Source organism: Streptomyces luteogriseus, assembly GCF_014205055.1.
GTDB lineage: Bacteria > Actinomycetota > Actinomycetes > Streptomycetales > Streptomycetaceae > Streptomyces > Streptomyces luteogriseus.
Genome location: NZ_JACHMS010000001.1, coordinates 532114 through 552930, shown reverse-complemented (window position 1 = coordinate 552930; position 20817 = coordinate 532114). Strand labels below are relative to the sequence as shown.

Annotated in this window: 22 protein-coding genes and 1 pseudogene; 17 read left to right on the top strand and 6 right to left on the bottom strand. The window is 69.8% G+C overall.

All coding sequences use genetic code 11. From position 1 onward, the window contains the following. Nucleotides 1-2 precede the first annotated feature (2 nt). From BJ965_RS02590 to BJ965_RS02565, 6 genes are all read left to right on the top strand, one after another. A complete protein-coding gene (locus BJ965_RS02590; RefSeq protein WP_184907154.1) occupies nucleotides 3-266 on the top strand; it encodes a UBP-type zinc finger domain-containing protein in 264 nt (87 codons plus the stop codon). Continuing rightward, a complete protein-coding gene (locus BJ965_RS02585) occupies nucleotides 266-2047 on the top strand; it encodes an FAD-dependent oxidoreductase (protein ID WP_184907153.1) in 1782 nt (593 codons plus the stop codon). Before BJ965_RS02590 ends, BJ965_RS02585 begins: the two co-directional genes overlap by 1 nt. An 83-nt stretch (nucleotides 2048-2130) precedes the next feature. Further along, the gene (locus BJ965_RS02580; RefSeq protein WP_246545822.1) at nucleotides 2131-2592 is read left to right on the top strand and encodes an Hsp20/alpha crystallin family protein; all 462 of its coding nucleotides are present in this window, start codon (nucleotides 2131-2133) and stop codon (nucleotides 2590-2592) included. Between the two features lie 244 nt (nucleotides 2593-2836). Then, nucleotides 2837-3031 carry a hypothetical protein gene (locus BJ965_RS02575; RefSeq protein ID WP_376777894.1) on the top strand — a complete coding sequence of 65 codons (195 nt, stop codon included), beginning with the start codon at nucleotides 2837-2839 and terminating at the stop codon, nucleotides 3029-3031. Between the two features lie 117 nt (nucleotides 3032-3148). Next, on the top strand, nucleotides 3149-3541 hold the full coding sequence (locus BJ965_RS02570; protein WP_184907151.1) for a DUF2267 domain-containing protein: 393 nt from the start codon (nucleotides 3149-3151) through the stop codon (nucleotides 3539-3541). Nucleotides 3542-3576: 35 nt separating this feature from the next. Then, nucleotides 3577-4005 carry a DUF2267 domain-containing protein gene (locus tag BJ965_RS02565; RefSeq protein WP_184907150.1) on the top strand — a complete coding sequence of 143 codons (429 nt, stop codon included), beginning with the start codon at nucleotides 3577-3579 and terminating at the stop codon, nucleotides 4003-4005. Here the strand turns inward: BJ965_RS02565 and BJ965_RS39015 are convergent. The 3 genes from BJ965_RS39015 to BJ965_RS02555 all read right to left on the bottom strand — a co-directional run bounded on the left by BJ965_RS39015 (nucleotide 3962) and on the right by BJ965_RS02555 (nucleotide 5230). Then, entirely contained in the window at nucleotides 3962-4249 is a 288-nt protein-coding gene (locus BJ965_RS39015) for a PP2C family protein-serine/threonine phosphatase (RefSeq protein WP_246545821.1), read from the bottom strand. The genes BJ965_RS02565 and BJ965_RS39015 overlap by 44 nt on opposite strands. Then, a complete protein-coding gene (locus BJ965_RS02560; RefSeq protein WP_246548637.1) occupies nucleotides 4149-4556 on the bottom strand; it encodes a hypothetical protein in 408 nt (135 codons plus the stop codon). The genes BJ965_RS39015 and BJ965_RS02560 overlap by 101 nt, the downstream gene beginning before the upstream one ends. A gap of 224 nt (nucleotides 4557-4780) precedes the next feature. After that, the gene (locus BJ965_RS02555; RefSeq protein WP_184916673.1) at nucleotides 4781-5230 is read right to left on the bottom strand and encodes a DUF1931 family protein; all 450 of its coding nucleotides are present in this window, start codon (nucleotides 5228-5230) and stop codon (nucleotides 4781-4783) included. A 616-nt stretch (nucleotides 5231-5846) separates the two neighbouring features. On the opposite strand from BJ965_RS02555, the gene BJ965_RS02550 reads away from it, so the two are divergent. The 4 genes from BJ965_RS02550 (at nucleotide 5847) to BJ965_RS02535 (ending at nucleotide 12147) form a co-directional block, all read left to right on the top strand. Then, nucleotides 5847-6938: a hypothetical protein gene (locus BJ965_RS02550; RefSeq protein WP_313666687.1), complete on the top strand. Its 1092-nt coding sequence runs from the start codon at nucleotides 5847-5849 to the stop codon at nucleotides 6936-6938. Between the two features lie 322 nt (nucleotides 6939-7260). Continuing rightward, a complete protein-coding gene (locus BJ965_RS02545; protein WP_184907148.1) occupies nucleotides 7261-8436 on the top strand; it encodes a glutathione-independent formaldehyde dehydrogenase in 1176 nt (391 codons plus the stop codon). A gap of 324 nt (nucleotides 8437-8760) precedes the next feature. Further along, nucleotides 8761-10938 (top strand): FUSC family protein, encoded by a 2178-nt coding sequence (locus BJ965_RS02540; protein WP_184907147.1) that lies wholly within the window; start codon nucleotides 8761-8763, stop codon nucleotides 10936-10938. 51 nt (nucleotides 10939-10989) lie between these two features. Beyond that, the gene (locus tag BJ965_RS02535; protein WP_184907146.1) at nucleotides 10990-12147 is read left to right on the top strand and encodes an acetate/propionate family kinase; all 1158 of its coding nucleotides are present in this window, start codon (nucleotides 10990-10992) and stop codon (nucleotides 12145-12147) included. A 295-nt stretch (nucleotides 12148-12442) separates the two neighbouring features. Here the strand turns inward: BJ965_RS02535 and BJ965_RS02530 are convergent, their stop codons facing one another. Further along, on the bottom strand, nucleotides 12443-12592 hold the full coding sequence (locus BJ965_RS02530; RefSeq protein WP_184907145.1) for a hypothetical protein: 150 nt from the start codon (nucleotides 12590-12592) through the stop codon (nucleotides 12443-12445). 501 nt (nucleotides 12593-13093) lie between these two features. On the opposite strand from BJ965_RS02530, the gene BJ965_RS02525 reads away from it, so the two are divergent. The 4 genes from BJ965_RS02525 (at nucleotide 13094) to BJ965_RS02510 (ending at nucleotide 17396) form a co-directional block, all read left to right on the top strand. Next, on the top strand, nucleotides 13094-13543 hold the full coding sequence (locus tag BJ965_RS02525) for a winged helix-turn-helix transcriptional regulator (protein WP_246545819.1): 450 nt from the start codon (nucleotides 13094-13096) through the stop codon (nucleotides 13541-13543). A gap of 115 nt (nucleotides 13544-13658) precedes the next feature. Then, a complete protein-coding gene (locus BJ965_RS02520; protein ID WP_184907143.1) occupies nucleotides 13659-14183 on the top strand; it encodes an SRPBCC family protein in 525 nt (174 codons plus the stop codon). Further along, on the top strand, nucleotides 14183-15241 hold the full coding sequence (locus BJ965_RS02515) for an LLM class flavin-dependent oxidoreductase (RefSeq protein ID WP_184907142.1): 1059 nt from the start codon (nucleotides 14183-14185) through the stop codon (nucleotides 15239-15241). The genes BJ965_RS02520 and BJ965_RS02515 overlap by 1 nt, the downstream gene beginning before the upstream one ends. 424 nt (nucleotides 15242-15665) lie before the next feature. Then, nucleotides 15666-17396, top strand: coding sequence for a GAF domain-containing sensor histidine kinase (locus tag BJ965_RS02510; protein ID WP_184907141.1), 1731 nt, complete (start codon nucleotides 15666-15668; stop codon nucleotides 17394-17396). Between the two features lie 23 nt (nucleotides 17397-17419). Here BJ965_RS02510 and BJ965_RS02505 read toward each other — a convergent pair. Then, nucleotides 17420-18120, bottom strand: a pseudogene (locus BJ965_RS02505) (response regulator). Nucleotides 18121-18405: 285 nt separating this feature from the next. Between BJ965_RS02505 and BJ965_RS40325 the strand changes: the two are divergent. The 3 genes from BJ965_RS40325 to BJ965_RS02490 are packed head-to-tail and all read left to right on the top strand — an operon-like array spanning nucleotide 18406 to nucleotide 20214. Beyond that, nucleotides 18406-18969: a universal stress protein gene (locus tag BJ965_RS40325; RefSeq protein ID WP_184907140.1), complete on the top strand. Its 564-nt coding sequence runs from the start codon at nucleotides 18406-18408 to the stop codon at nucleotides 18967-18969. Further along, entirely contained in the window at nucleotides 18966-19700 is a 735-nt protein-coding gene (locus tag BJ965_RS02495; RefSeq protein WP_184907139.1) for a CBS domain-containing protein, read from the top strand. The genes BJ965_RS40325 and BJ965_RS02495 overlap by 4 nt, the downstream gene beginning before the upstream one ends. Nucleotides 19701-19716: 16 nt before the next feature. After that, a complete protein-coding gene (locus BJ965_RS02490) occupies nucleotides 19717-20214 on the top strand; it encodes a flavodoxin domain-containing protein (protein WP_184907138.1) in 498 nt (165 codons plus the stop codon). A gap of 91 nt (nucleotides 20215-20305) precedes the next feature. Here the strand turns inward: BJ965_RS02490 and BJ965_RS02485 are convergent, their stop codons facing one another. After that, nucleotides 20306-20689, bottom strand: a complete 384-nt coding sequence (locus BJ965_RS02485) for an STAS domain-containing protein (protein WP_184907137.1) — start codon at nucleotides 20687-20689, stop codon at nucleotides 20306-20308. Nucleotides 20690-20817 lie beyond the last annotated feature (128 nt).

Genomic DNA, 20817 nt, shown 5'->3' with positions numbered 1-20817 from the left:
CCATGACCGTACGAACCGACCCCCACCTCGCGCTGGTCCGGCCGGTCCAGCCGCTGACCCCCGAAGGGTGTCAAGAGTGTCTGCTGCTCGGCTCCCCGTGGGTCCACCTGAGGCTCTGCCTGACCTGCGGCCACGTCGGATGCTGCGATTCCTCGCCGAACCGGCACGCGCGCCGTCACGCCGCCGCCGACGGCCATCCGATCGCGGCGTCACTGGAGCCCGGCGAGGACTGGCGGTGGTGCTTCGTCCACGAGGCGTTCGTGTGATGCCCGGCGACGAGACACGGCCGAGCGCGGCGCCGGCGCCGGACGAGACGGAGGAGAGCGTCCCCTTCGAGACCCCCGACATCTACGGCGCCTACCCCCGCCTGCCGGACGACCAGATGGACCGCCTGGCGCAGCATGGCCGGCGGCGCGCGGTCGACGCCGGTGAGGTGCTGATCCGGGAGGGGGAGCGGTGCGAGACGTTCTACGTCGTCCTCAGTGGCTCCGTCGCCATCGTGGAGGGCTACGGCACGCCCGACGAACGACTGCTGCGTGTGCACGGCCCCGGCCGCTTCATCGGCGAACTCGGTCTCCTGAACGGGCAGGTGGCCTTCTACACCGCCCTGGTCAGGGACCCCGGCGAGGTCCTCGCCCTGTCCATGGATCAGCTGCGTGACCTGGTGACCCGGGACTCCGTCCTCGGCGATGTGGTGCTGCGCGCCTGCCTGGGCCGCCGTGCTTTGCTCGTCGGGCAGGGCGCCGGTTTCCGCATCATCGGCTCGCGCTATTCGCCCGACACCCGGCGGCTGCGCGAGTTCGCCGCCCGCAACCGGCTGCCGCACCGCTGGATCGATCTGGAGACCGACGAGGAGGCCGAGGAGCTGCTGCGCCGCTTCGGCGTCGGCCCGGAGGAGACACCGCTCGTCATCTGGCGGGACACCACTCTGTTGCGCAACCCCAGCAACGCGGAACTGGCCCGGCTCATGGGCCTGCCGTCGCTGCCTGCCGGAAACCATCACGGCGATCTCCTGATCGTCGGCTCCGGACCCGCCGGCCTCGCCGCCGCGGTGAACGCCGCCTCGGAGGGCCTGGGCACCACCGTGGTCGAGGCCATGGCCAGCGGCGGCCGGGCCGCCACGTCGTCCCGCATCGAGAATCTGCTCGGTTTCCCCTCCGGCATCTCCGGCGCCGAACTCACCGAACGCGCTGTGCTCCAGGCCGACAAGTTCAGCGCCAGGATCAGCGTCCCGGCGGAGGCGGCTCGGCTCGAACCGCGGGACGGGTACTACGCCGTCGGGTTCGCCGACGGCAGCGAGATCACCGCCCGTACCGTCGTCCTGGCCACCGGCGCTCGCTACCGCCGCCTCCGGGCGCCCGGCATCGAACGCCTGGAGGGAACGAGCGTCCACTACTCGGCGACCGTCTACGAGGCCCAGCAGTGCCGCACCGACCCGGTGGCCGTCGTCGGCGGAGGCAACTCCGCGGGCCAGGCCGTGCTCTTCCTGGCCGGGTACGCACCGCAGGTGTATCTGCTCGTCCGCGGGCCGAGCCTCGAGGCACACATGTCCCGCTACCTGATCGATCAGGTCGAGCGCCATCCGCGGGTGCGCGTGCTGCTGCACACCGAGATGACCGAGGCACTCGGCGACAAGGTGCTGGAGGCGGTCACCGTGGTCGACCACCGTACGGGCGAGCATCGGCACCTCGCGGTGCGCGCCCTGTTCGTCTTCACCGGCGCCGAGCCCCACACCGAGTGGCTGTCCAACGCGCTCGCCCTCGACGCGCGCGGCTTCGTGCTCACCGGGGCGGAGGCGCAGGCCTGCTCCGTCCCCGGACTGTGGCGGAGCCAGGGCCGCGACTGCCTGACGTTGGAGACCAGCCTGCCTGGCGTCTTCGCCGCCGGCGACGTCCGCAGCGGCTCGGTGAAACGCGTGGCCTCCGCGGTCGGCGAAGGCGCGATGAGCATCCACTTCGTGCACCGCTACCTGGGCCACACGGCCGCGCCCGGCGGCACCGACAGCTCACCGCACACCCGTCCGAAGGAGTCCGCTTGGCTCGCATGACACCCAGCGGGCGACGAGATCACGAGAAGGAGAAGGAGGCGATGGGAATGACCACGCCCGTCCGGCGCCACCGAGGTGGCGCAATGCAGGACAGGCCCGTTGGCTGGGCACGCAATCCGTTGACGGAGTTCGACCAACTGCTCAGCGAGATGAGCGGACTGATCGAATCCACGGTGGGAGGCGCGGCGCCCGCAGTCGTGTGGACACCCCTGGCGGATGTCACGGAGTCCGACGACGCCTTCCACGTCGAGATCGAACTCCCCGGCGTCAAGAGCAAGGACATCGACGTCGAAGCGAACGGTCAGGAGCTGGTGGTCACCGGAGAGATCAAGGAGAAGGAACGCAAAGGCGTCCTGCGCCGGAGCACCCGCCGCACCGGAGCCTTCGAGTACCGGCTGCGACTGCCCGGAGAGGTCGACACCGAAAAGATCAATGCACAGATGTCCGACGGGGTGCTCACCATCACCGTCCCCAAGGCCGAGGTCGCAAAGCCCCGGCACGTCGAGATCAGCGAGACGAGTGAAAGCACCGGGAGCAGCGGCTGAGATGCGACCGCGGTTCCGGACACACGTCCGGCACCGCGGCCGGGCCGGCGAGGCTCGACATCCGGGGTGACTCATGAACGACGTCCCGTATCACAACCCCCTCACGGCGGCGGAGACTCGGCATGTGGCTCGCCACCGGCTTCCTTTCGGCGCCGCAGGCGCCAGGCGCGCAGCAGCCGAAGGGGGAGCAGGCCCAGTGGTGCTCGCCGGCCCATGTCCGCCTGGTCCTCGCGGTCGAATGCCCATGCGTAACGCTCGGCGTCCCGGGCCGTCGGGCGGTGTTGCTCTACGGCGGTACCCGCGTCGCGCCGTTCTCGGGCTGGCGCTCTTCGTCGGACAGGCGTTCCTGTACTACGCGATCGTCTTCGACCTGGGCACGATCCTGAACGGCTTCTTCGACATCGGCTCCGGCTCGATCCCCTACTTCCTGGCCCTCTAGTCCAGGGCCAAGAGCCTCGCCAACGGCAGTTACGCGCCGACGGACGGACGCGGCCGGCCCGACAGGGCACCGGACGACCTCCGTGACCAGCGGTGACCGGGGAAGAAGGAGGCAGCGATGAAATACGACGGATTCCTCGCCCAAGTACGCGAGCGAGGCGAGTACAAGGACCAGAACGAAGCCGCGGACGTCACCAACGCCGTGCTGGAAGTGCTGTCCCAACGGGTCAGCCCGGGAGAGGTCAAGGACCTCGCATCGCAGCTGCCCGGCCCGCTGGGACAGGTTCTGAACCATGCAACGCCCCAGCGGGCGCAGAGCTTCGGGATCGAAGAGTTCTACCGCCGGGTCGCCGAGCGCACCGGTGCCCGGCCGCGCACGGCGCAGTGGGACGCCAGCGCGGTCCTGACCACCGTCGCCGACGCTGTGACTGGCGGAGAACTGAATCAGATCATCAGCCAACTCCCCTCCAGTTACGCGGCCCTGTTCGGAAAAGCCGACCTCGCGGACTGAGCTCGTGAGGCGCTCAGAACGAAAGGCCCACGCAAATGGTTGATACGGGTTTTTCCTCGTTCGACACCATGGTGGACAAGGCCAATCGGCTCCTCAAAGACGTCGAGGAGGCTTTCGAGTGGCCCAGAGAGCGGCGTAAGCAGTCGTATGCGGCACTGCGGGCCGTGCTGCACCCGCTTCGGGATCGTCTCCCGGTCGAGACGGCCGTACAGTTCGGCGCCCAACTGCCGACCATCGTCAGAGGCGTCTACTACGACGGCTGGAAGCCGGCCGACACGCCCGTAAAGATGAGCAATGAGGAGTTCTTCGCCCGGGTTCGGAGCGAGTTCCCCTACGCGGTCGAAGGCGGCGATGAGAAGCTGGTGCGCACCGTACTGAAAACTCTGGAGCGCCATGTGAGCGCCGGCGAGTGGGAGCACCTCAAATCCAGGGTGCCGAACTCGTTTGCCGCGCTCCTGCCGTGACCCAAGACGCTCTCTCGCCTGTCTCGTCGCGTGATTCCACGACGCCGTCTGAGTAGAGCAGTATTCGGTCACCGGGTTCGAGGCTGACGTCGTGCACCTGACGGATGGTCCCGGCGAGACTGGCGGGCAGACCCAAAGGAGGCTCAGGCGGCCGCTCCAAGGCCTTGTGGAGCAGGCAGTGGCGACGGATGAGCAACGGAGGCGGGTGGCCGCAGTTGCACCAGCGCAGCACACCGGTGGGCATGTCCGTCGGCCAGGGGGAGCCATACGTTCAGTCCTCCGGAAGGGGTTTCTTCCACTCGGAGAGAGCCGGTGCGGTAGGCCCATCCGGCCGGCGAAGCGTCGAGCTCCAGTTCCGGCTCACCTTCGACAAAAGGCACCAGCAGTCTCTGCTGGATGTCGACCAGATAGATGACGGCCCTGCCCAAGCCCATGGCCTCGGCATACCGGTTGAAAACCACGGGCAGTTCCGCAGGTGATGCCAGTTGGGCCGCCCTGACCAGTTCATCCAGCAGCCGCTCCCCGGACCCGACGGACACGTTCCTGTCCATGCCTTCGGTGATCCCTTCGAGGACGAGCCCGCCACAATCTGAGCTCTCGGCACCCAGTGGGTACCTGCCGGGTCTCGGCCGGCTCGCCAACCAGAACCTTTCGGCAACACCCTGGACGTGGACGAGGCCCTACGGCGGGCCAGCAGGATCGTTGCGGCAGCCGAGGAAGCGGAGCGCGCTGACGCTGTTCGGCCGTGGCCTGCACCGCCTGTTCCGGTCGCCACTCACAGCAGGAGGTCGAAGACGGCTCGGGCCTCGTCCCAGTGCTGGGTCTGGGGGTTCTTCAGATCGGGGTGGAGGATCTTGAAGCTCTGGGCGAGGGCCAGGCTGAGTCCGCCGACGATGTCCGGATAGGCCGCCTCGGTCTCCTCATCGGGCGTGCGGTCCAGAGCGGGATGGGTGGCGAGCTGTTCCAGGATCGGCTTGAGTTCTACATCGTGGTCGATCTTCCGGAAGTGGTGAATGCTCTCCTGCAGGCCTTTCGTGATCGGCAGGTCAGGTGTCCGGATGATGTCGCGCCCGTTTGCCTTGGCGGTGGCCTGGGCGACGGTCAGCAGATCGTAGAGCTTGGAATCGACGAAGTCGCTATAGCGCTTGAGATCGTTTTTGTCGACGTTCAGTCCTGCGGCCGCGCGAAAGAACCTCTCGAATCTGGCGATGGACATCACGGTCATGACGGCAACCTCCAGTTGCGGGAGCCGGGCGGCTCCCGGCCCCTGGGCTTCGCAGCCAGCCTGGCCGACGGGGGCGCGCGAACGCTTGCGCATGTCGGGCCCAATTAGCCTCCCGGTCTTGCCCTGCCAGGCCCATGCGTCCGACAGCCCGGGCTGTCGGCGGGCGTGCGGACCGACGGCGGGGCCAGAGAGCGCTCGGGAGAGGCTGATGGGCAGCAGCCAGGGCCGGTTGACGCGTCCCACCCCCCCCGCCAGCCGTCCCGGTAGCGCTGTGCCTCGCAGGCGTTCTGGATTTCCCGCGTAGCAGGGCTTTGTCACCCTCGGCTCCCGGGCGGACACTGAAGCGGCCTGGTCGGTGGCGCGGCGTGCGGTGCGTGCCGGGGTGACGCCGGAGTGGGTCTTCGCGGTGGCGGACGCGATCGTGCCCCGGTGGCGGGAGTAGGCGGTGTGCTGGGAAGACGAGGAGATCTGGCCGTACCGCCCACACCTGCCGCGAGAGGCCGGCGCGCACCGCGGCGTCGACGTTACCTCGGCGGCGTCCGTGGGCACTCGGGGTCGCGTGGCAGCCGATGAGGAGGGTCCAGTCATGCGGGTGTCGTCTCAGGGCGCTACGGTCGTGGCTCTCCTGGCGGATCCGGACGCGCCGACGGAGATCGCGCAGCGCATGGCCCGGACACTTTCTGCTCGGCTCGCTGACAAGTCGGGCCAGGGGCGACGGTTCGACGTCAAGGTGGTCAGTGAGGCCTTCACCTCGGGGACGGAAGACCCGCCCACCTTGATGCGCCGGATCATGGACCGTGGGAGTGCGGAGAACTGGGACATCATCGTGGCCCTCACCGACCTTCCGCTGCACTCACACGGGCGCAGGCTCGCTGTGAATCTGAATCACGAACACGGCTTGGCGCTGCTCTCTCTTCCTTCACTGGGAGGGCTGCGGCTGCAGACGAGGGCCCGGCGGGCCGTCGAAGAAGCCGTGCTTGGCTTGGCGAGTCCGCAAACCACTGGGGCTGAAGGACCTCCGCGAAGTCAGCCGCTTCTGGGGCCCTTCATCAATCGTCTCGCGCCTATTCATCCGGGCCAAACCCGTGAGAAGGGGACCGACGATCTCCGGTACGTCGTCAGCGGGCCGCGCGGTTACCTGCGGGTGCTCGTCGGTATGGTCCGCGCCAACCGGCCATGGCGGTTGGTGCCGGGCTTGTCGAAAGCCCTGGCGGCCGCACTCGCCACGGGAGCAGTCGCCACCGTGAACTCCACCGTCTGGAGTCTGGCCGTGTCCCTCAGCACCCCACGCCTCGTGATCGCCACGGTCGGATCTGTCGCGCTCATGATCGGCTGGCTGATCATAGACGCGGAACTGTGGCATCGATCCGCAGAGAGCTCGCCGGAGGCGAGGCAGAGGGCGCGGCTCTACAACGCCTCGACGGTCGTGACCGTGGGTATCGGGGTACTTGTCTGCTATGTGGGTTTGGTGGTCATCAACTGGGTGTGGGCACTGTTCATCCTCAACGACCAGGCGTTCGCTTCCGTGACACGAACCCCGTTGGACGCCGAGGAGTACTTGACGCTGTCCTGGTTCGTCGCTTCGGTCGCCACCGTGGGCGGCGCGCTGGGATCAGGCTTGGAGAGCGACGACGCGATCCGGGCAGCCGCTTACTCCAAGCGCGAACAGGAACGTCGCCACAGGCTCCAGGACGACCACGATGACTAGCCGGGGTCCGAGTCGGAGCTACGTCGGTGGTCGATGGTCGTCCGGGTGAGAAGATTTCGCTGATCCTTGCCCGCGTGTTCGTTTCGCGTCGAGGGCCGACGGGGACCCGGACGGCACGCCGCCGGAGCGCCGGTGCTCCGCGTCGCAAGCCCCCGGCGGCGCCGTTGCACCTGATCCGGGTGAACGACCCGCAGAGGCATGCCGGAGTCACGGACCGCGTCCCACCAACCCCTACGCGTTCAACTCCCGCGAGTGAGGGTCTTCGCGCCCTCTCCATCGCCGCCGTGGTGCGGTCATGCCGCGACATCAAGGGATCGCAGTCATGAAAGCAGCGGTATACGAAGGCCCGCGAACGGTCACGGTGAAGGACGTACCGGACGCGAGGATCGAGCACCCCTGCGACATCATCGTCAAGATCACCACCACCAACATCTGTGGTTCTGACCTGCACATGTATGAGGGCCGTACCTCGTTCGAGTCCGGCCGCACCCTGGGACACGAGAACCTGGGCCAGGTGGTGGAGGTCGGCTCGGCCGTCCGCAAGGTCCAGGTTGGCGAGTACGTGGTCCTGCCCTTCAACATCGCCTGCGGCTTCTGCAAGCAGTGTGAGCAGGGTCTGACCAACTACTGCCTCACCATGCAGCCGGAACCGGCCCTCGCCGGAGCCGCCTACGGATTCGCCGACATGGGGCCCTACCAGGGCGGCCAGGCGGAACTACTGCGCGTGCCCTACGGCGACTTCAACGCGCTGCGTCTGGGTGAGGACGCCGCCGAGCGGCAGACCGACTATGTGATGCTCGCCGACATCTTCCCCACCGGCTATCACGCCACCGAGATGGCCGGCGTCAAACCGGGCGACCAGACGATCGTCTTCGGGGCCGGTCCCGTCGGGCTGATGGCGGCCTACTCCGCCCTCCTCAAGGGTGCCGGACGCGCATGGGTGGCCGACCACCAGCCCGACCGGCTGCGCAAGGCGGAGGAGATCGGGGCCATCCCGATCAACACCGCCGAACAGAACCCCGCTGAGGTCGTCAAGGAAGCCACTCTCGGCCTGGGTGCCGACAACGGCTGTGAGTGCGTCGGCTACCAGGCACACGACCCCGAAGGACACGAGGACGCCAGCCTCACGCTCAACGGCCTGATCGACTCGGTCAGGTTCACGGGCCACATCGGCGTGGTGGGCGTGTTCCTGCCCCAGGACCCCGGCGGTGACGAGGCCCAAGGCGAGCTGGAGGCACAGGGCAAGGTCCCGATTGACTTCGGCATGATGTGGTTCAAGGGCCAGCGCATGGGCACCGGGCAGGCGCCGGTGAAGAAGTACAACCGGGCGCTGCGGGACCTGATCGCCGGCGAGAAGGCAAAGCCGAGCTTCGTCGTCTCCCACGAACTCAGCCTGAACGAAGCCCCCGCCGCTTATGAGCACTTCGACGCCCGCGATGAGGGCTGGACCAAGGTGGTCCTGCATCCCAACGGACACGAGAACGGCCACAAGCGATAGGAACTCAACGGCCGCCACCCGTCCGTCTCCTCGGACCAGTCCGGGTGGCGGGTGGCGATCACCCTGATTTCGGCAGGGCTGAACCACCTGAGTCCCGCCCGGTAGGACAGACCGCAGCCACCCGCATGCTCGCCATGCCGGTGGCGAAAAACCCACCGGACATTCAGTGCGAGGCAAACTCTGGGACTGGTGAGGCCGCATGTTGACGTATGGCCTATTCACCGCTGCTCAGTTCTTGGGCCCTGCGGGAGGCTTCCTCGCCCGGCGGCCGCACCTCGACCAAGCCGTCGCGACCCGGCAGGGCGTCCCGACAGGGCTCACACCGTGACGTGGCTGCGGACCTTCGGGGAGGTCGTGCGATCCGGGCTCACGGTCGAGGAGACGCGGCTGGAGCCGCTGCTCGCGCTTCGCACGGCTGCTGGGGTGGCGCTCGTCATCGGGCCGGCGCTGTGGCTGGTCTCCCCTGCGTATGCCGCGTCCGCCGCCCTCGGTGCCTACTCCGCGGGTGCGGCCACCTTCCAGCGCACCTGGCGTCCGCGCAAGGTGATCGCGCTCGGCGCGGGCGCAGGGCTGGCGCTCAGTACCTTCGTGGGCTACCTGGCGGCGGGGCGACTCGTGACGTTCCTCCCGCTGCTGGCCGTATGGGCCTTCGCCGCGGGGATGGCGTGGTCCCTCGGATCGACCGCTGGGATCGTCGCAGCGACGACGGTCGGCAGCATGCTGGTGACCATCACCCTGCCCACCAGCGTCGGGCGAGCCCTGGAACACGCCGGTGTCATCGCGCTCGGAGGCGTGGCGCAGGCCGTGCTGATCCTGCTGTTCCCGATCCGCCGCTGGGGGGCGCATCGTGACGCGCTCGCCGACGCGCTGGCCGCCGTGGCGGACTACGCCCGCCGGCTGCGACACGACCCGACCGCGCGGTTCGACCCGGAGCCGCTGATGACGGCCCGGGACGCGGCCGCCGTGACGCCCTCACAGGCCCGCACCCGGCCCCCCGTCCTCCACGGCCCCCGGGGCCTCGCCGAGCGCATTCTGCCGGTCGTCGCCGCGCTCGCCGACCCGGACGTCGGCGCCCCGGCGGAGGGACCCGGGCGGGACCGCGCACGGGAGTTGCTCGGCGCGGCCGCCGATGTCCTGGACGCGGCCGCCCGTTCGATCCGCCGCGGCACTCCCGCCGAGGTGCCGCCCGAAAGCGCGGACGTCCTGCTGCGCGTCGACGAGGCGGGCGAGGTGCTGGAGGGGCCCGCCCGGCATGCGGCCGAACGGCTCGTGAAACTGCTCGTCGAGGCGTTGGAGATCGCCGGGAGCGGCGGGGCGCGCGACAAGACGCCTACGCCGCCCGGCCCCGCGAGCGCCCAGTTCCTGGTGCGCCCGACCATGTTCCGGTTGTTCCCGGTCGTCGTCCGGGCGGTCCGCCGTGAGCTCCGCCGGGACTCGCCCGTGTTCCGGCACGCCGTCCGCTTGGCGGCGGTGGCCACGCTCGGCTATCTGATCGCTTCCCGGCTGCCCCTGGAACACGGCTACTGGGCACCCATCGCCTCGGTGATGGTGATGCGGCCGGACTTCCACCGGACGTACGCGCGTGCGGTGGGCCGTCTCGCCGGGACCCTCGCGGGGGTCGCGCTCGCCACGGGGATGGTGCGGGCCCTGGGCCCGGACGCCCATGTGTTCGGCGCGCTGGCGGTGGTCTCGGCGGCCCTGTCGTACACGCTGCTCCGTACCGGCTACGCCTACTCCCAGTGCTTCACTGCCGCGTACGTCGTCTTCCTGCTCGGCATGGGCGGCCAGGCATGGGAGCAGACGGTCCCGGAGCGGGTCGTGCTCACCCTGCTCGGCGGGGCCCTGGCAATGCTGGCGTACGTGGTGTTCCCCGCATGGGAGACCCCCCGGCTGCCGGGCCGGCTGGCGGACTGGCTCGCCGCCAACGGCCGCTACGCGGCCGCAGTGCTCCGCAGCTACGCCGAACCGACCCAGGAGCATCGCGCCGACATGCGCAGGGCCCTGCTGGCGAGCAGGGAGGCACGTGCCGCCTGGCAGGAGGCCTACGACCAGGCGAAGCAGGAACCGGTCGGCCCCAGAGGCCTGACATCGCGCGAGGCGGAGGAGGCGCAGGAGGCGCTCAAGGGACTTGACCGGGCAGCGATGCTCATGGAGAGCCACGTCCCGCGGGCCGACAGCCGTTTCGCCCCCGAGGCGGAGCGGTTCGCCGAGGCCTTGGAGGCAGACACCGCGCGGGCGGCAGTCGACGTGCGCGAGCACAGGAATCCGGACTGGGGGCGTGTGGAGGAGGTGCTCCACGCGTGGGAGGGCGCCGCCGGGGACCGGAGCCCGGTGCTGCGGCGCGGGGCGGAACTGCAGAAGCGGGCCTTGGAGGACCTCGCGGCAGCAGTGAGCCGCACACCCCTGGAACGGGACGTCAGCTCCGCTCGCGAGGAGCAACGGGTGCGGGCGGCCGTGGATGGGGAAGGTGACGGATCAGGACCCGTGCACCGAGGTGGGTGACGGCTCCGGCGACCGGCGTGTCAGAGGACGCGAGTGCACGGGAGGTGTGTGATGAGCGCTGACCGCTCCCACGAGAGCCGTGATGGTCACGTACTGGTCCTCGACGCCGGCTCTTCGAGCCTTCACATCGCTCTGTTCGCGCCGGACGGTGAACGGGTCGCGGATCGAGACGCCTCGGAGCCCCCGGGGCCTGCTGCGGCGGCGGAACTGCGGAACTTCCTCAGCGAGGTGCCCGCTCCTGCGGCGGTTGGTCACCGCATCGTCCACAGCGGTCCCCACCTGACCGGACATACGCTGATCGACGCACGCGTACGGGCTCTGCTGGCGGACGTCGCCAATCTCGCGCCGCTGCACGTGACCCCTGCCCTGCAGGTGGTCGATGCCGCACGAGAACTTCTGCCCGACGTTCCTCATGTCGCCTGCTTCGACACTGTCTTTCACAAGGATCTGCCGGCACCGGCGCGCACGTACGCCGTGCCGGAGCGATGGCGAGCCGAATACGGGCTGCGCCGGTACGGCTTCCACGGGCTTTCCTACTCGTGGGCGCTGCAGAGGACGGCGCAGGCCCTGGGCCGACCCGTCGACAACCTCCAGGTCGTGCTCGTGCACCTGGGCGGCGGCTGCTCGGCCTGCGCCGTCCGGAACGGACGCAGCGTGGACACCACCATGGGCCTCACTCCGCTGGATGGCCTGGTGATGAGCCGACGCAGCGGCAGCCTCGACCCCGGCGCGCTGCTGTGGCTGCAGCGGCGGCACGGTCTGAGCACGGACGAATTGGATGACACACTCCACCGGCATTCCGGTCTGCTCGGCCTCTCCGGTACCTCGGGAGACACCCGGGAGCTGGTGCGCGCCCGTGCGGAGGGTGATGCCGCGGCCGCGTTGGCGCTGGCGACGTTCACACTCAGTTGCCGCAGGGGCATCGCCTCGATGGCCGCCTCGCTGGACCGGCTGGACGCACTGGTCTTCACCGGGGAGATCGGCGAAGACCAACCCGAGGTACGCGAGGAGATCTGCTCGGCTCTGACTGTTCTCGGTGTACGAGGCGGGCTTCTCGTCCCCGAACTGGAGGATTTGATGCGGGAAGGCCTCCGCCGCATCGATCAGCAGGTGAGAGGTGTCCCGGTCCTCGTGGTCGCTACTGGCGAGACACAGCAGATCGCCGCCGAGACCCGACGGGTGCTCGGCATTGCTGACGGGACGCGGTAGCTGTCACCAGTTGTTTGTTGTCACGTCTGGTGCGTGGCCAGTCGTGTTGTCACCAGATAACGGACGTCGCCTTCGAGGTCGACCACCTGCACGAGGCCCGGAGCAAGGGCTGAAGCGTGCTCGCCGTGGGCTCGCGAGCGTCGTCGCGGAGACGCCCGCGCCACAGAGGCCGCGTGTCAGCAGGTCAGCGTTCCCCCGTTCGCGCAGCCAACGGTCCACTGGAGGGTGCGCGTTGTGCAGCCACGACCGCGGGCCCATACCGGGTCTATGACGCCTGTTCGGACCGCAGCGACTGCTACTCCAGCGGTAGGTCGATGCCGTCGAGCGTGAGGTGGCCGTTGTTCCTTTGCTCTCCGGGTTCACCCTGTCGCCACATCGACCGCCCAGACAGCCGTCGTTCCACCGCAAGGTGCGCGAAGGCGAGCCTCATTCGCTTCGTCTTCATGGCGCACAGCATGCTCCTGCCGGACTCTTGCGAGCCGACGCTGGGTGAGCGTCGTGGTGTCCGCAGCCGCTTGGTCAGGGGGAGGGAAGTGCCTGTCAAAGCCCATCTCATCAGACTCAGCTGGCCGGTCGGGGAAGCACTACTACCGTCGCAAGCCCTGGGCGAACCCTCGCCTAGCATCGAGCAGTCATCGATACCTTATCCTTCCTGCCGCTGAAGGTAATTGGCATCAGTGCAGGTCACGAGCGTTGCCTTTTGCCAACTATCGATCCCGGTCACACGGGGGCGTGACGAGGACTCAGAGGTCACAGTGCATCAGCAGCTCAGCGACGAGGTCAGCGGCCTACCGGCATCTCCAGGTGGTCCTCGACCGCCGTCAGCGTCCACTGCGGCCCTGTCAGGCCCGTGCAACCTGCTGGGTTTCTTTCTGAGACGGACCGTATGCTTGGCACTATGAGGCGTACATCCTTCGCGCATTGGCCCTGCTCGATCGCTCGGACCATGGACCTGCTGGGTGACTGGTGGACGCCCCTGGTGCTGCGGGAGGCCGGATACGGCATCAAGCGCTTTGACGAGTTCCAGGAGTCGCTGGGGATCGCACGCAACACGCTGACCGACCGGCTGCGGCGGCTCGTGGACGAGGGCTTGATGGAGAAGCGGCCCTACCAGACCGAGCCGGTCCGGTACGACTACGTGCTCACTGAGATGGGGCGTGACTTCCACAAGGTGCTGCTGGCCATGAACCGCTGGGGGGATCGCTGGCTGTCCGGTGAGGAAGGCCCGCCGGTGGTGATGTATCACGACGTCTGTGGCCAGGAGAGCCACGCCGAAGTGGTGTGCGCCGCCTGCGGTGAGCCGATGACCGCCGACAATACACACGCCCGCCTGGGGCCGGGCTATCCTCCACGCCTGGCCGAGCGGCCGGATGTGCGGGAGCGGTTCGCCCGCTGAATCAACCCTGCCCGAAGAACGCCGACTCCCTTGACAAGTGAGTCTTTTTAAACAACTTTGGTGGTCAGAGCTGTATCTGCCTGAAGGTTGTCGTACTGATGAGGAGAGCCGCATCGTGGAGTGGACGGGCGCGCGCTATGCGGACAAGCCGAATGTCGAGGTGCCGATCTGGATCGCGGCCCCGCCGGAGCGGGTATGGGAACTGATCTCCGACATCGAACTGATGCCGAGTCTGAGTTCGGAACTGCAGTCGGTGGAGTGGCTGGACGGACGCACAGGACCCGCGCTCGGGGCCCGTTTCGTGGGCCGGAGCAAGCACGAGGCGTTCGGGGAGTGGGCCACCACGTCCCACATCGTCGAGTACGAGCCCCTGAGGGTGTTCGCCTGGGCGGTGGCGGATCCGCAGTTCCCGTCAGCGATCTGGCGGTTCACGCTGGAGCCGCGGGACGGCGGCACGATGCTGAGGCAGTGGATGCAGATGGGGCCGGGCCGCTCGGGCCTGTCCGTCGCCATCGACCGGATGCCGGAGAAGGAGCAGAAGATCGTCTTCGTGCGCATGCGTGAGTTCGAGAGCAGCATCGCCACCACGCTCGAGGCGATCAGGAAGCTGGCCGAAGAGCCTGGAAAGGCGCGTGTGTGATGCGTACGTCGACCACGATCGAGGCGTCCGCGAACTGGCCGGAGACGGTCGACTTCGTCGTGGAGGCGGAGAAGCTCGGCATGGACATCTGCTGGGTCGCGGAGGCCTGGGGTGCTGATGCGCCCTCGCCGCTGGGTTACCTCGCCGCCAAGACCGAGCGGATGCTGCTCGGCTCGGCCATCATTCAACTCGCCACCCGCACACCCATGGCCATTGCCCGGGCCGCGATCACCCTGTCGAACCTCTCCGAGGGGCGCTTTCTGCTGGGGCTGGGTCCGTCCGGGCCGCAGGTGATCGAAGGTCTGCACGGCGTGCCGTTCGCCCGGCCGCTGTCCCGGATGCGCGAGACCGTCGAGATCGTGCGGCAGGCCACCTCGGGGGACAAAGTCTCTTACACGGGGCGCGAGTTCCAACTCCCGCTGCCGGGCGGGGAGGCGAAGCCCATGCGGCTGTCGATGCGCGCCGAGCACGACCTCCCGATCTACCTGGCGACCCTCTCGCCGAAGATGCTGCACCTGACCGGGGAGATCGCGGACGGCTGGCTGGGCACCAGTTTCGTGCCCGAGGGCGCCAAGGAGGCGTACTTCGACCACTTGGACGCGGGGCTCGCCGCATCGGGGCGTTCCCGCACCGACTTGGACATCTGCCAGGGCGCCGAGGTGGCGTTCGCCGAGGACGAGGACGCGCTGAACGCGATGGTGGCCGACCGCAAGAAGGAGCTGGCGTTCAGCCTCGGCGGCATGGGCTCCGCGACGACGAACTTCTACAACAGCGCCTACAGCCGCCAGGGTTGGGCCGAGGTCGCGGCCGAGGTCCGGGAGCGCTGGCAGGCCGGAGACCGCGACGGCGCGGCCGGTCTCGTGACTGACGAGATGGTGCTGGCCACCACGCTGATCGGCACCGAGGACATGGTGCGGGCGAGGCTTCGGGTGTGGCGCGACGCCGGTGTCGACACCGTTCGCTTCTACCCCGCCGGCGAGACCCTGGACGCACGGCTCACCAACCTCGGCCGGGCCATCGGCCTGGTCCGCGACATCGAGGGTGAGATTGCGCGGTAGCCGGCCGCTGCAATGCGCCGGGAGCGAGGCAGGCGGGCATCGTCGTCGATCTGTGCCGCAAGCTGCGGCAGAGCGCCCGAGCGCCCGAGCGGGCGGGCGTCGGGGGGCAGGACTCCGCTGTCTGACGGTCCGCCGCCCCCTCAGGCGGTCCTCGGCAGGGGCCGGCGCGTCGGTGTCGGCCGTCGAGAACAACGGCGACCGGACACAAGCCGTGTCGGATCGCTTTGACCGACAATCCGCCAAACAGCCCACGCGAGGACGCCGAACCCTCCTCCGGCGCCGGAGCCAACGGGCACCGCCTCACCGACCGGGCCCTGGTCCCCGGGCTTCCGCAGCACCTCGGCGCAGAAAGCGCGACCCCGCTATCGTGAGGCGAAGAAGGCGCCCTTCCGGGTGCGTCCGCGGGCACCGGTCGGAGGAGACGATGAGCGGGGAACGGCCCGGGCGTTCCGAGCAGCGGCTGCCCAAGCTGCGGCTGGACGAGCTGCTGGACGAACTCCAGGCGCGGATCGACGCGGCGCGCGGCACCCAGGACCGGGTGCACAGCCTGCTCGAAGCCGTGCTGTCGGTCGGCCGGGAGCTGGACCTGCCACAGGTGCTCCGGCGCATCGTCGAAGCGGCGGTGGTGCTGGTGGACGCCGAGTACGGGGCCCTGGGCGTCATCGGCGACGACCGCATGCTCTCCGAGTTCCACACCGTCGGCATCAGCGGCGAGCAGCGGGCCCACATCGGCGACCTGCCCAGCGGGCACGGCATCCTGGGCGAACTGATCCGGCACCCGGAGCCGCTGCGGCTGGCGGAGATCTCCGAGCACTCGGCGTCGTACGGCTTCCCGCCCCACCATCCGCCGATGCACTCGTTCCTGGGGGCGCCCATCCGGGTGCGCGACCAGGTGTTCGGCAACCTCTACCTCACCGAGAAGCGCGGCGCGGCGGAGTTCGACGCCGAGGACGAGTCGGTGCTCTCCACACTCGCGGTGGCGGCCGGCGTGGCGATCGAGAACGCCCGGCTGTACGAGGAGACGCGGCTGCGCGAGCGCTGGCTGGGAGCGAGCTCCGAGGTCACGCGGGCGCTGCTGTCGGGTGCGCCGAGCGCGGACGTGCTGGAACTGATCGTGGAGCAGGCCCGGCAGATCACCGACGCCGATGTCGGGATGATCGCGGAGCGGGTGCCGGAGGAGAACGCGCTGCGGCCGCTGCTCGCCGTGGGGCTGGACGCGGACCGGCGCAGCGGTCTGGTGATGCCAGGGCAGGACGGGTTCGTGGCCGCCGTCCTGACCACGGCCGAACCGGTGGTGAGCACGGACATCCAGGAGGACCCACGGGCCGTCCGGGACGCCGCCCAGTGGGCCGGGGTCGGGCCCGTGGTCGGTGTGCCGCTTGAGGCCGGCGGCAAGGCGGGAGGCGTGCTGCTGCTGGGGCGTGAGGTGGGCCGTACGCCGTTCACGGACGCCGACACGCGCCCCCTGCTGGGGTTCGCCGGGCAGGCGGCGCTGGCCCTGGAGCTGGCCGAGCGGCGCCGGGACGCCGAGCAGATCGCGCTGCTCCGGGACCGTGACCGGATCGCCAGGGACCTGCACGACCTGGCCATCCAGCGGCTGTTCGCGGCCGGGATGACCTTGCAGAGCGCCCAGCGCTTCATCGACCACCCGGAGGCCGAGGAGAGGCTGTCGCGCACCGTCGACGATCTGGACGAGACCATCAAGATCATCCGCTCCACGATCTTCGGACTGCGGGCACAAGGCGGCACCCGGGAGGGCAGCGGCCTGCGTGCCCGGGTGTCGGACACGGTCACGGCGGCGACGTCCTCTCTCGGCTTCGCTCCCGCCGTGCGGATCGAAGGGCTGGTGGACACGGACGTACCGGGCGACGTCGCCGACCACGCGCTCGCGGTGCTGGGCGAGGTCCTGAGCAACGCGGCCCGGCATGCCGAGGCGCACTCCGTGGACGTCTACCTGCGGTACGCCCAGGGCGAGTTGACGCTCACGGTGACCGACGACGGACGCGGGATCCCCCAGGACGCCGTGCGCAGCGGGCTCAAGAACATGGAGGAGCGGGCCGCCGCGCTCGGCGGAGACCTCCGGCTCGGGGCGGGCCCGGAAGGCGGCGGTACCCGAGTGGAGTGGCGTGTACCGGTGCGGCCGGCGAAGGACTGAGCACCGCTTTCCCGGCGCCCGGCTCAGTGCCCCGGGCGCTCGCCGGGCCCGGGCCGCTCCAGCTGGGACGCGAGGACCGCGGCCTGGACGCGGCGCTGGACGCCGAGCTTGGCTAGCAGCCGGGAGATGTGGTTCTTGACGGTCTTCTCGGACAGGTAGAGCTTCTTGCCGATCTCGCGGTTGGTCAGACCGTCCCCGATCAGGACGAGGATCTCCCGTTCGCGCGGCGACAGACTCGCCGGCTCGGGGGCGACAGCCGGTTCCTCGGAGGGGTCGGCGCGCAGCGAGCGCATCAGCCGTGCCGTGGTCTCCGGTCGAGCATGGACCTCCCGGAGGCGACCGTGCGTACCGCCGAGACCAGGTCGGAGCCCTTGATCTGCTTGAGGACATAGCCGGAGGCCCCGGCCATGATCGCGTCGAGGAGAGCCTCCTCGTCGTCGAACGAGGTCAGCATCAGACAAGCCGGCTCGGGCATGCGGCTGCGCAGTTCGCGGCAGACGCTGATGCCGTCGCCGTCGGGCAGGCGTACGTCGAGCACCGCCACATCGGGGCGCAGGGCCGGGCCCCGGGCCAGCGCGTGCTCTACGTCCCCGGCATCCCCGACCACCGTGATGTCGGGTTCGGCGTCCAGCAGATCGGCCAGACCACGGCGCACGACCTCGTGGTCGTCGAGCAGGAAGACCCGGATCGGGTGCTCCTCGGTGAAGCTGCGCGGCTCGGTCATCAGGACCCCTCGTTTCCCGGAGCGCCGGAGGCACGGATTGCGGATCCGCCCGTGCTCACGATCATCAAGGGTGGGGGCCGGATGTACCAGGGCCGATCGGCCCTGGTCCTACCGATGGCGCGCCCCTGTGCCCCCGGATGAACCGGCAGCCCCGGGCCGCTCCGGACTCCCGCCGTAGGGCCGGTCGGTCCCGGGACGGGACCTGTGGCATCTCCACCGCGTGAGCCTGCCGGGGCGAGACTCGAACCATCGGAGCCACACCGGAGGCGGAGAGGAGGGGGAGCAATGGACCAGCCGATCACCGTGCATGCGGACGGTTGCGAGGCGAGTCCGCGGGCCGTGGACCGGGCGGCCGAGGAGGCCGCGCTCCGCGGGGTGCCGCCGCACGCGGTGTACGCGTCGCCGGAGGGAGCGCTACGAACACGCCGTGTTCCCCACCGGCAGGGAGCCGCCGTCGGAACAACCTCTCACCGGCGTCCTCGCGGTCACCGCGGCCCAGCACGCCCGGGCGCGCGGTCCCGGTCTGGAGGCCACCACCGAGGTCGTGCCCGAGGGGCGGGCCCCGTACTGTGCGGTGCGGCGCGCAAGGCCGCGGTGCTCGTCCTGGGCTCGCGAGGCCGGGGGAGTGCCGCCGAGCCGCCGCTCGGCTCCGTCGGCCTCGCGGTCACCCGGGCGGGCGGACGGTCCGGTGATCGTGGCGCGCGACGACCCCGACGATCCGTCCGGGCCCCGGACATGGAACCGCCCCGTCGTCGGGGCCCCCGCCGGACCGGCGGACTCGGAGGCGCTGCGGGTCGCCGTCCGGGCGGCGACCGGGTCGCGGTCGTTCCCGAGGGAGACACGCCATGAAGCATGACAAGGTCGGCTCCCTGATGACCATGGACGTGGTGCGAGCCCTGTTCAACACGCCGGTCGACGAGGCCGCCCGACTGCTCGCGGGCGATCGGATCGGCGGACTGCCCGTGGTGGACGAGGACGACCGTGTCATCGGCGTCCTCTCCGCGGCCGATCTGGCGGCCCCTCGGGCCGCGACCCCGGACCCGGGCCGCTCACGCCGCTTTCTCGGGCTCCCCGCACCGCCGTCCGCCGCCCGCAGGAGCACCACCCCGGAGACGGCAGCCCGCACGGCGGGTCAGCTGATGAGCGCGCCGCCGGTCACCGCGCACGCCGAGGACACCATCGTCGAGGCCGCACGGACCATGGCGCGGCGGGGCGTGAACAGACTGCCCGTGCTCGACGAGGAGGACCGTCTGGTCGGCATCCTCACCCGGCGGGACCTGCTCCGGGTCTTCCTGCGGCCCGACGCGTCCATCCGTGACGAGGTGACCGACGAGGTGCTGGTGCGCGTGCGGTGGCTGATGCCGCACAGCATCGACGTCGCCGTCGCGGACGGGGTGGTCACGCTCTCCGGACGGCTGGAACGTCGGAGCGAAGCCGAGATCGTCGTCGCCATGACCCGGCAGATCGACGGTGTGGTCGCGGTCGTCGACGAGCTCACCTGGCGCTTGGACGACACGCGTCTGCGATCGGACGAGCAGGTGCTGCACGGCGTGACCGACGACTTTCTGCGAAAACTGTGAGAGGAGGCGGACCGGCATGCCGACGAACGTGCTCGTCGCCTACGGAACGACGAACGGATCGACCGCGGAGATCGCCGAGACCATCGCCGGGGTCCTGCGCAAGGAGGGGCTGACGGCGGAGGCCGTCCCGGCAGGGGCCGTGCCGGACGTGGCGGCGTACGACGCCGTCGTGGTCGGGGGCGGCCTGTACGCCGGCCACTGGCACAAGGCCGCCCGCCGCTTCGTCCGGCACCACGGCAAGGCCCTGGCGGAGCGCCCGCTGTGGTTCTTCAGCAGCGGCCCGCTCGATCCCTCGGCCTCGGAGCGGGACATCCCGCCCGTGCCCGGAGTGAAGAAGGCCATGGACCGGCTCGACGCCGCGGAGCACGTCACCTTCGGCGGCTGCCTCCGAGAAGGCGCGAAGGGCTGGGTCGCCCGGATGATCCTCCGCGACGGAAAGGGCGGGGACTTCCGCGACTTCGAGCGGATCGAGGCATGGGCGGCGAAGATCGGCCACGAGCTCACCCTCGTGTGACGTGCTCAGAGCACCGCGCGGTCGATCTCAGCGCACCGTGCGGTCGACGTCAGTGCACCGCGCGGTCGATCTCAGTGCCGCACCGTCGACCTCAGAGCACCGCACTGTCGACGGTGTCCGTCGCCGGTGGGCCGGCAACGCCCACCGGCATGCGGGGAAGCAGCTCGAAGACCCCCGCCATACCGGCGTGCCGCAGCACGCGCCGCAGAGAGGCGCTGCCGGTGACCAGACGCAACCGGCCGTGCCGCGCCCGCACGCGGTTCCGCACCCGGCACAGGACCCCTAGCCCCGAGCAGTCGACGAACGACACCGGGCGCAGGTCCAGGACCAGGTCGGGACAGGGACCGGCGGTCAGCATGTCGAGGCGGGCCCTGAGGGCCGGCGCCGCGAGCAGGTCGAGTTCGCCGCTCAGGGTCACGACGTGGGTCGTCCCCACCTGGAGTGACTGCGCGGACCTGCCGGGGATGTCGGACATGGTCCGATCAAAGGCCGCCGGCTCGATCCGCGGTAGGGCCGATCGGCCCTAGTCGAAGGACCGGGGTACCCCAAGCGCGGTGGCCCGATCCGCGCCAAGCTGGAACTGCGGCGAGGAGCCGAACGAGG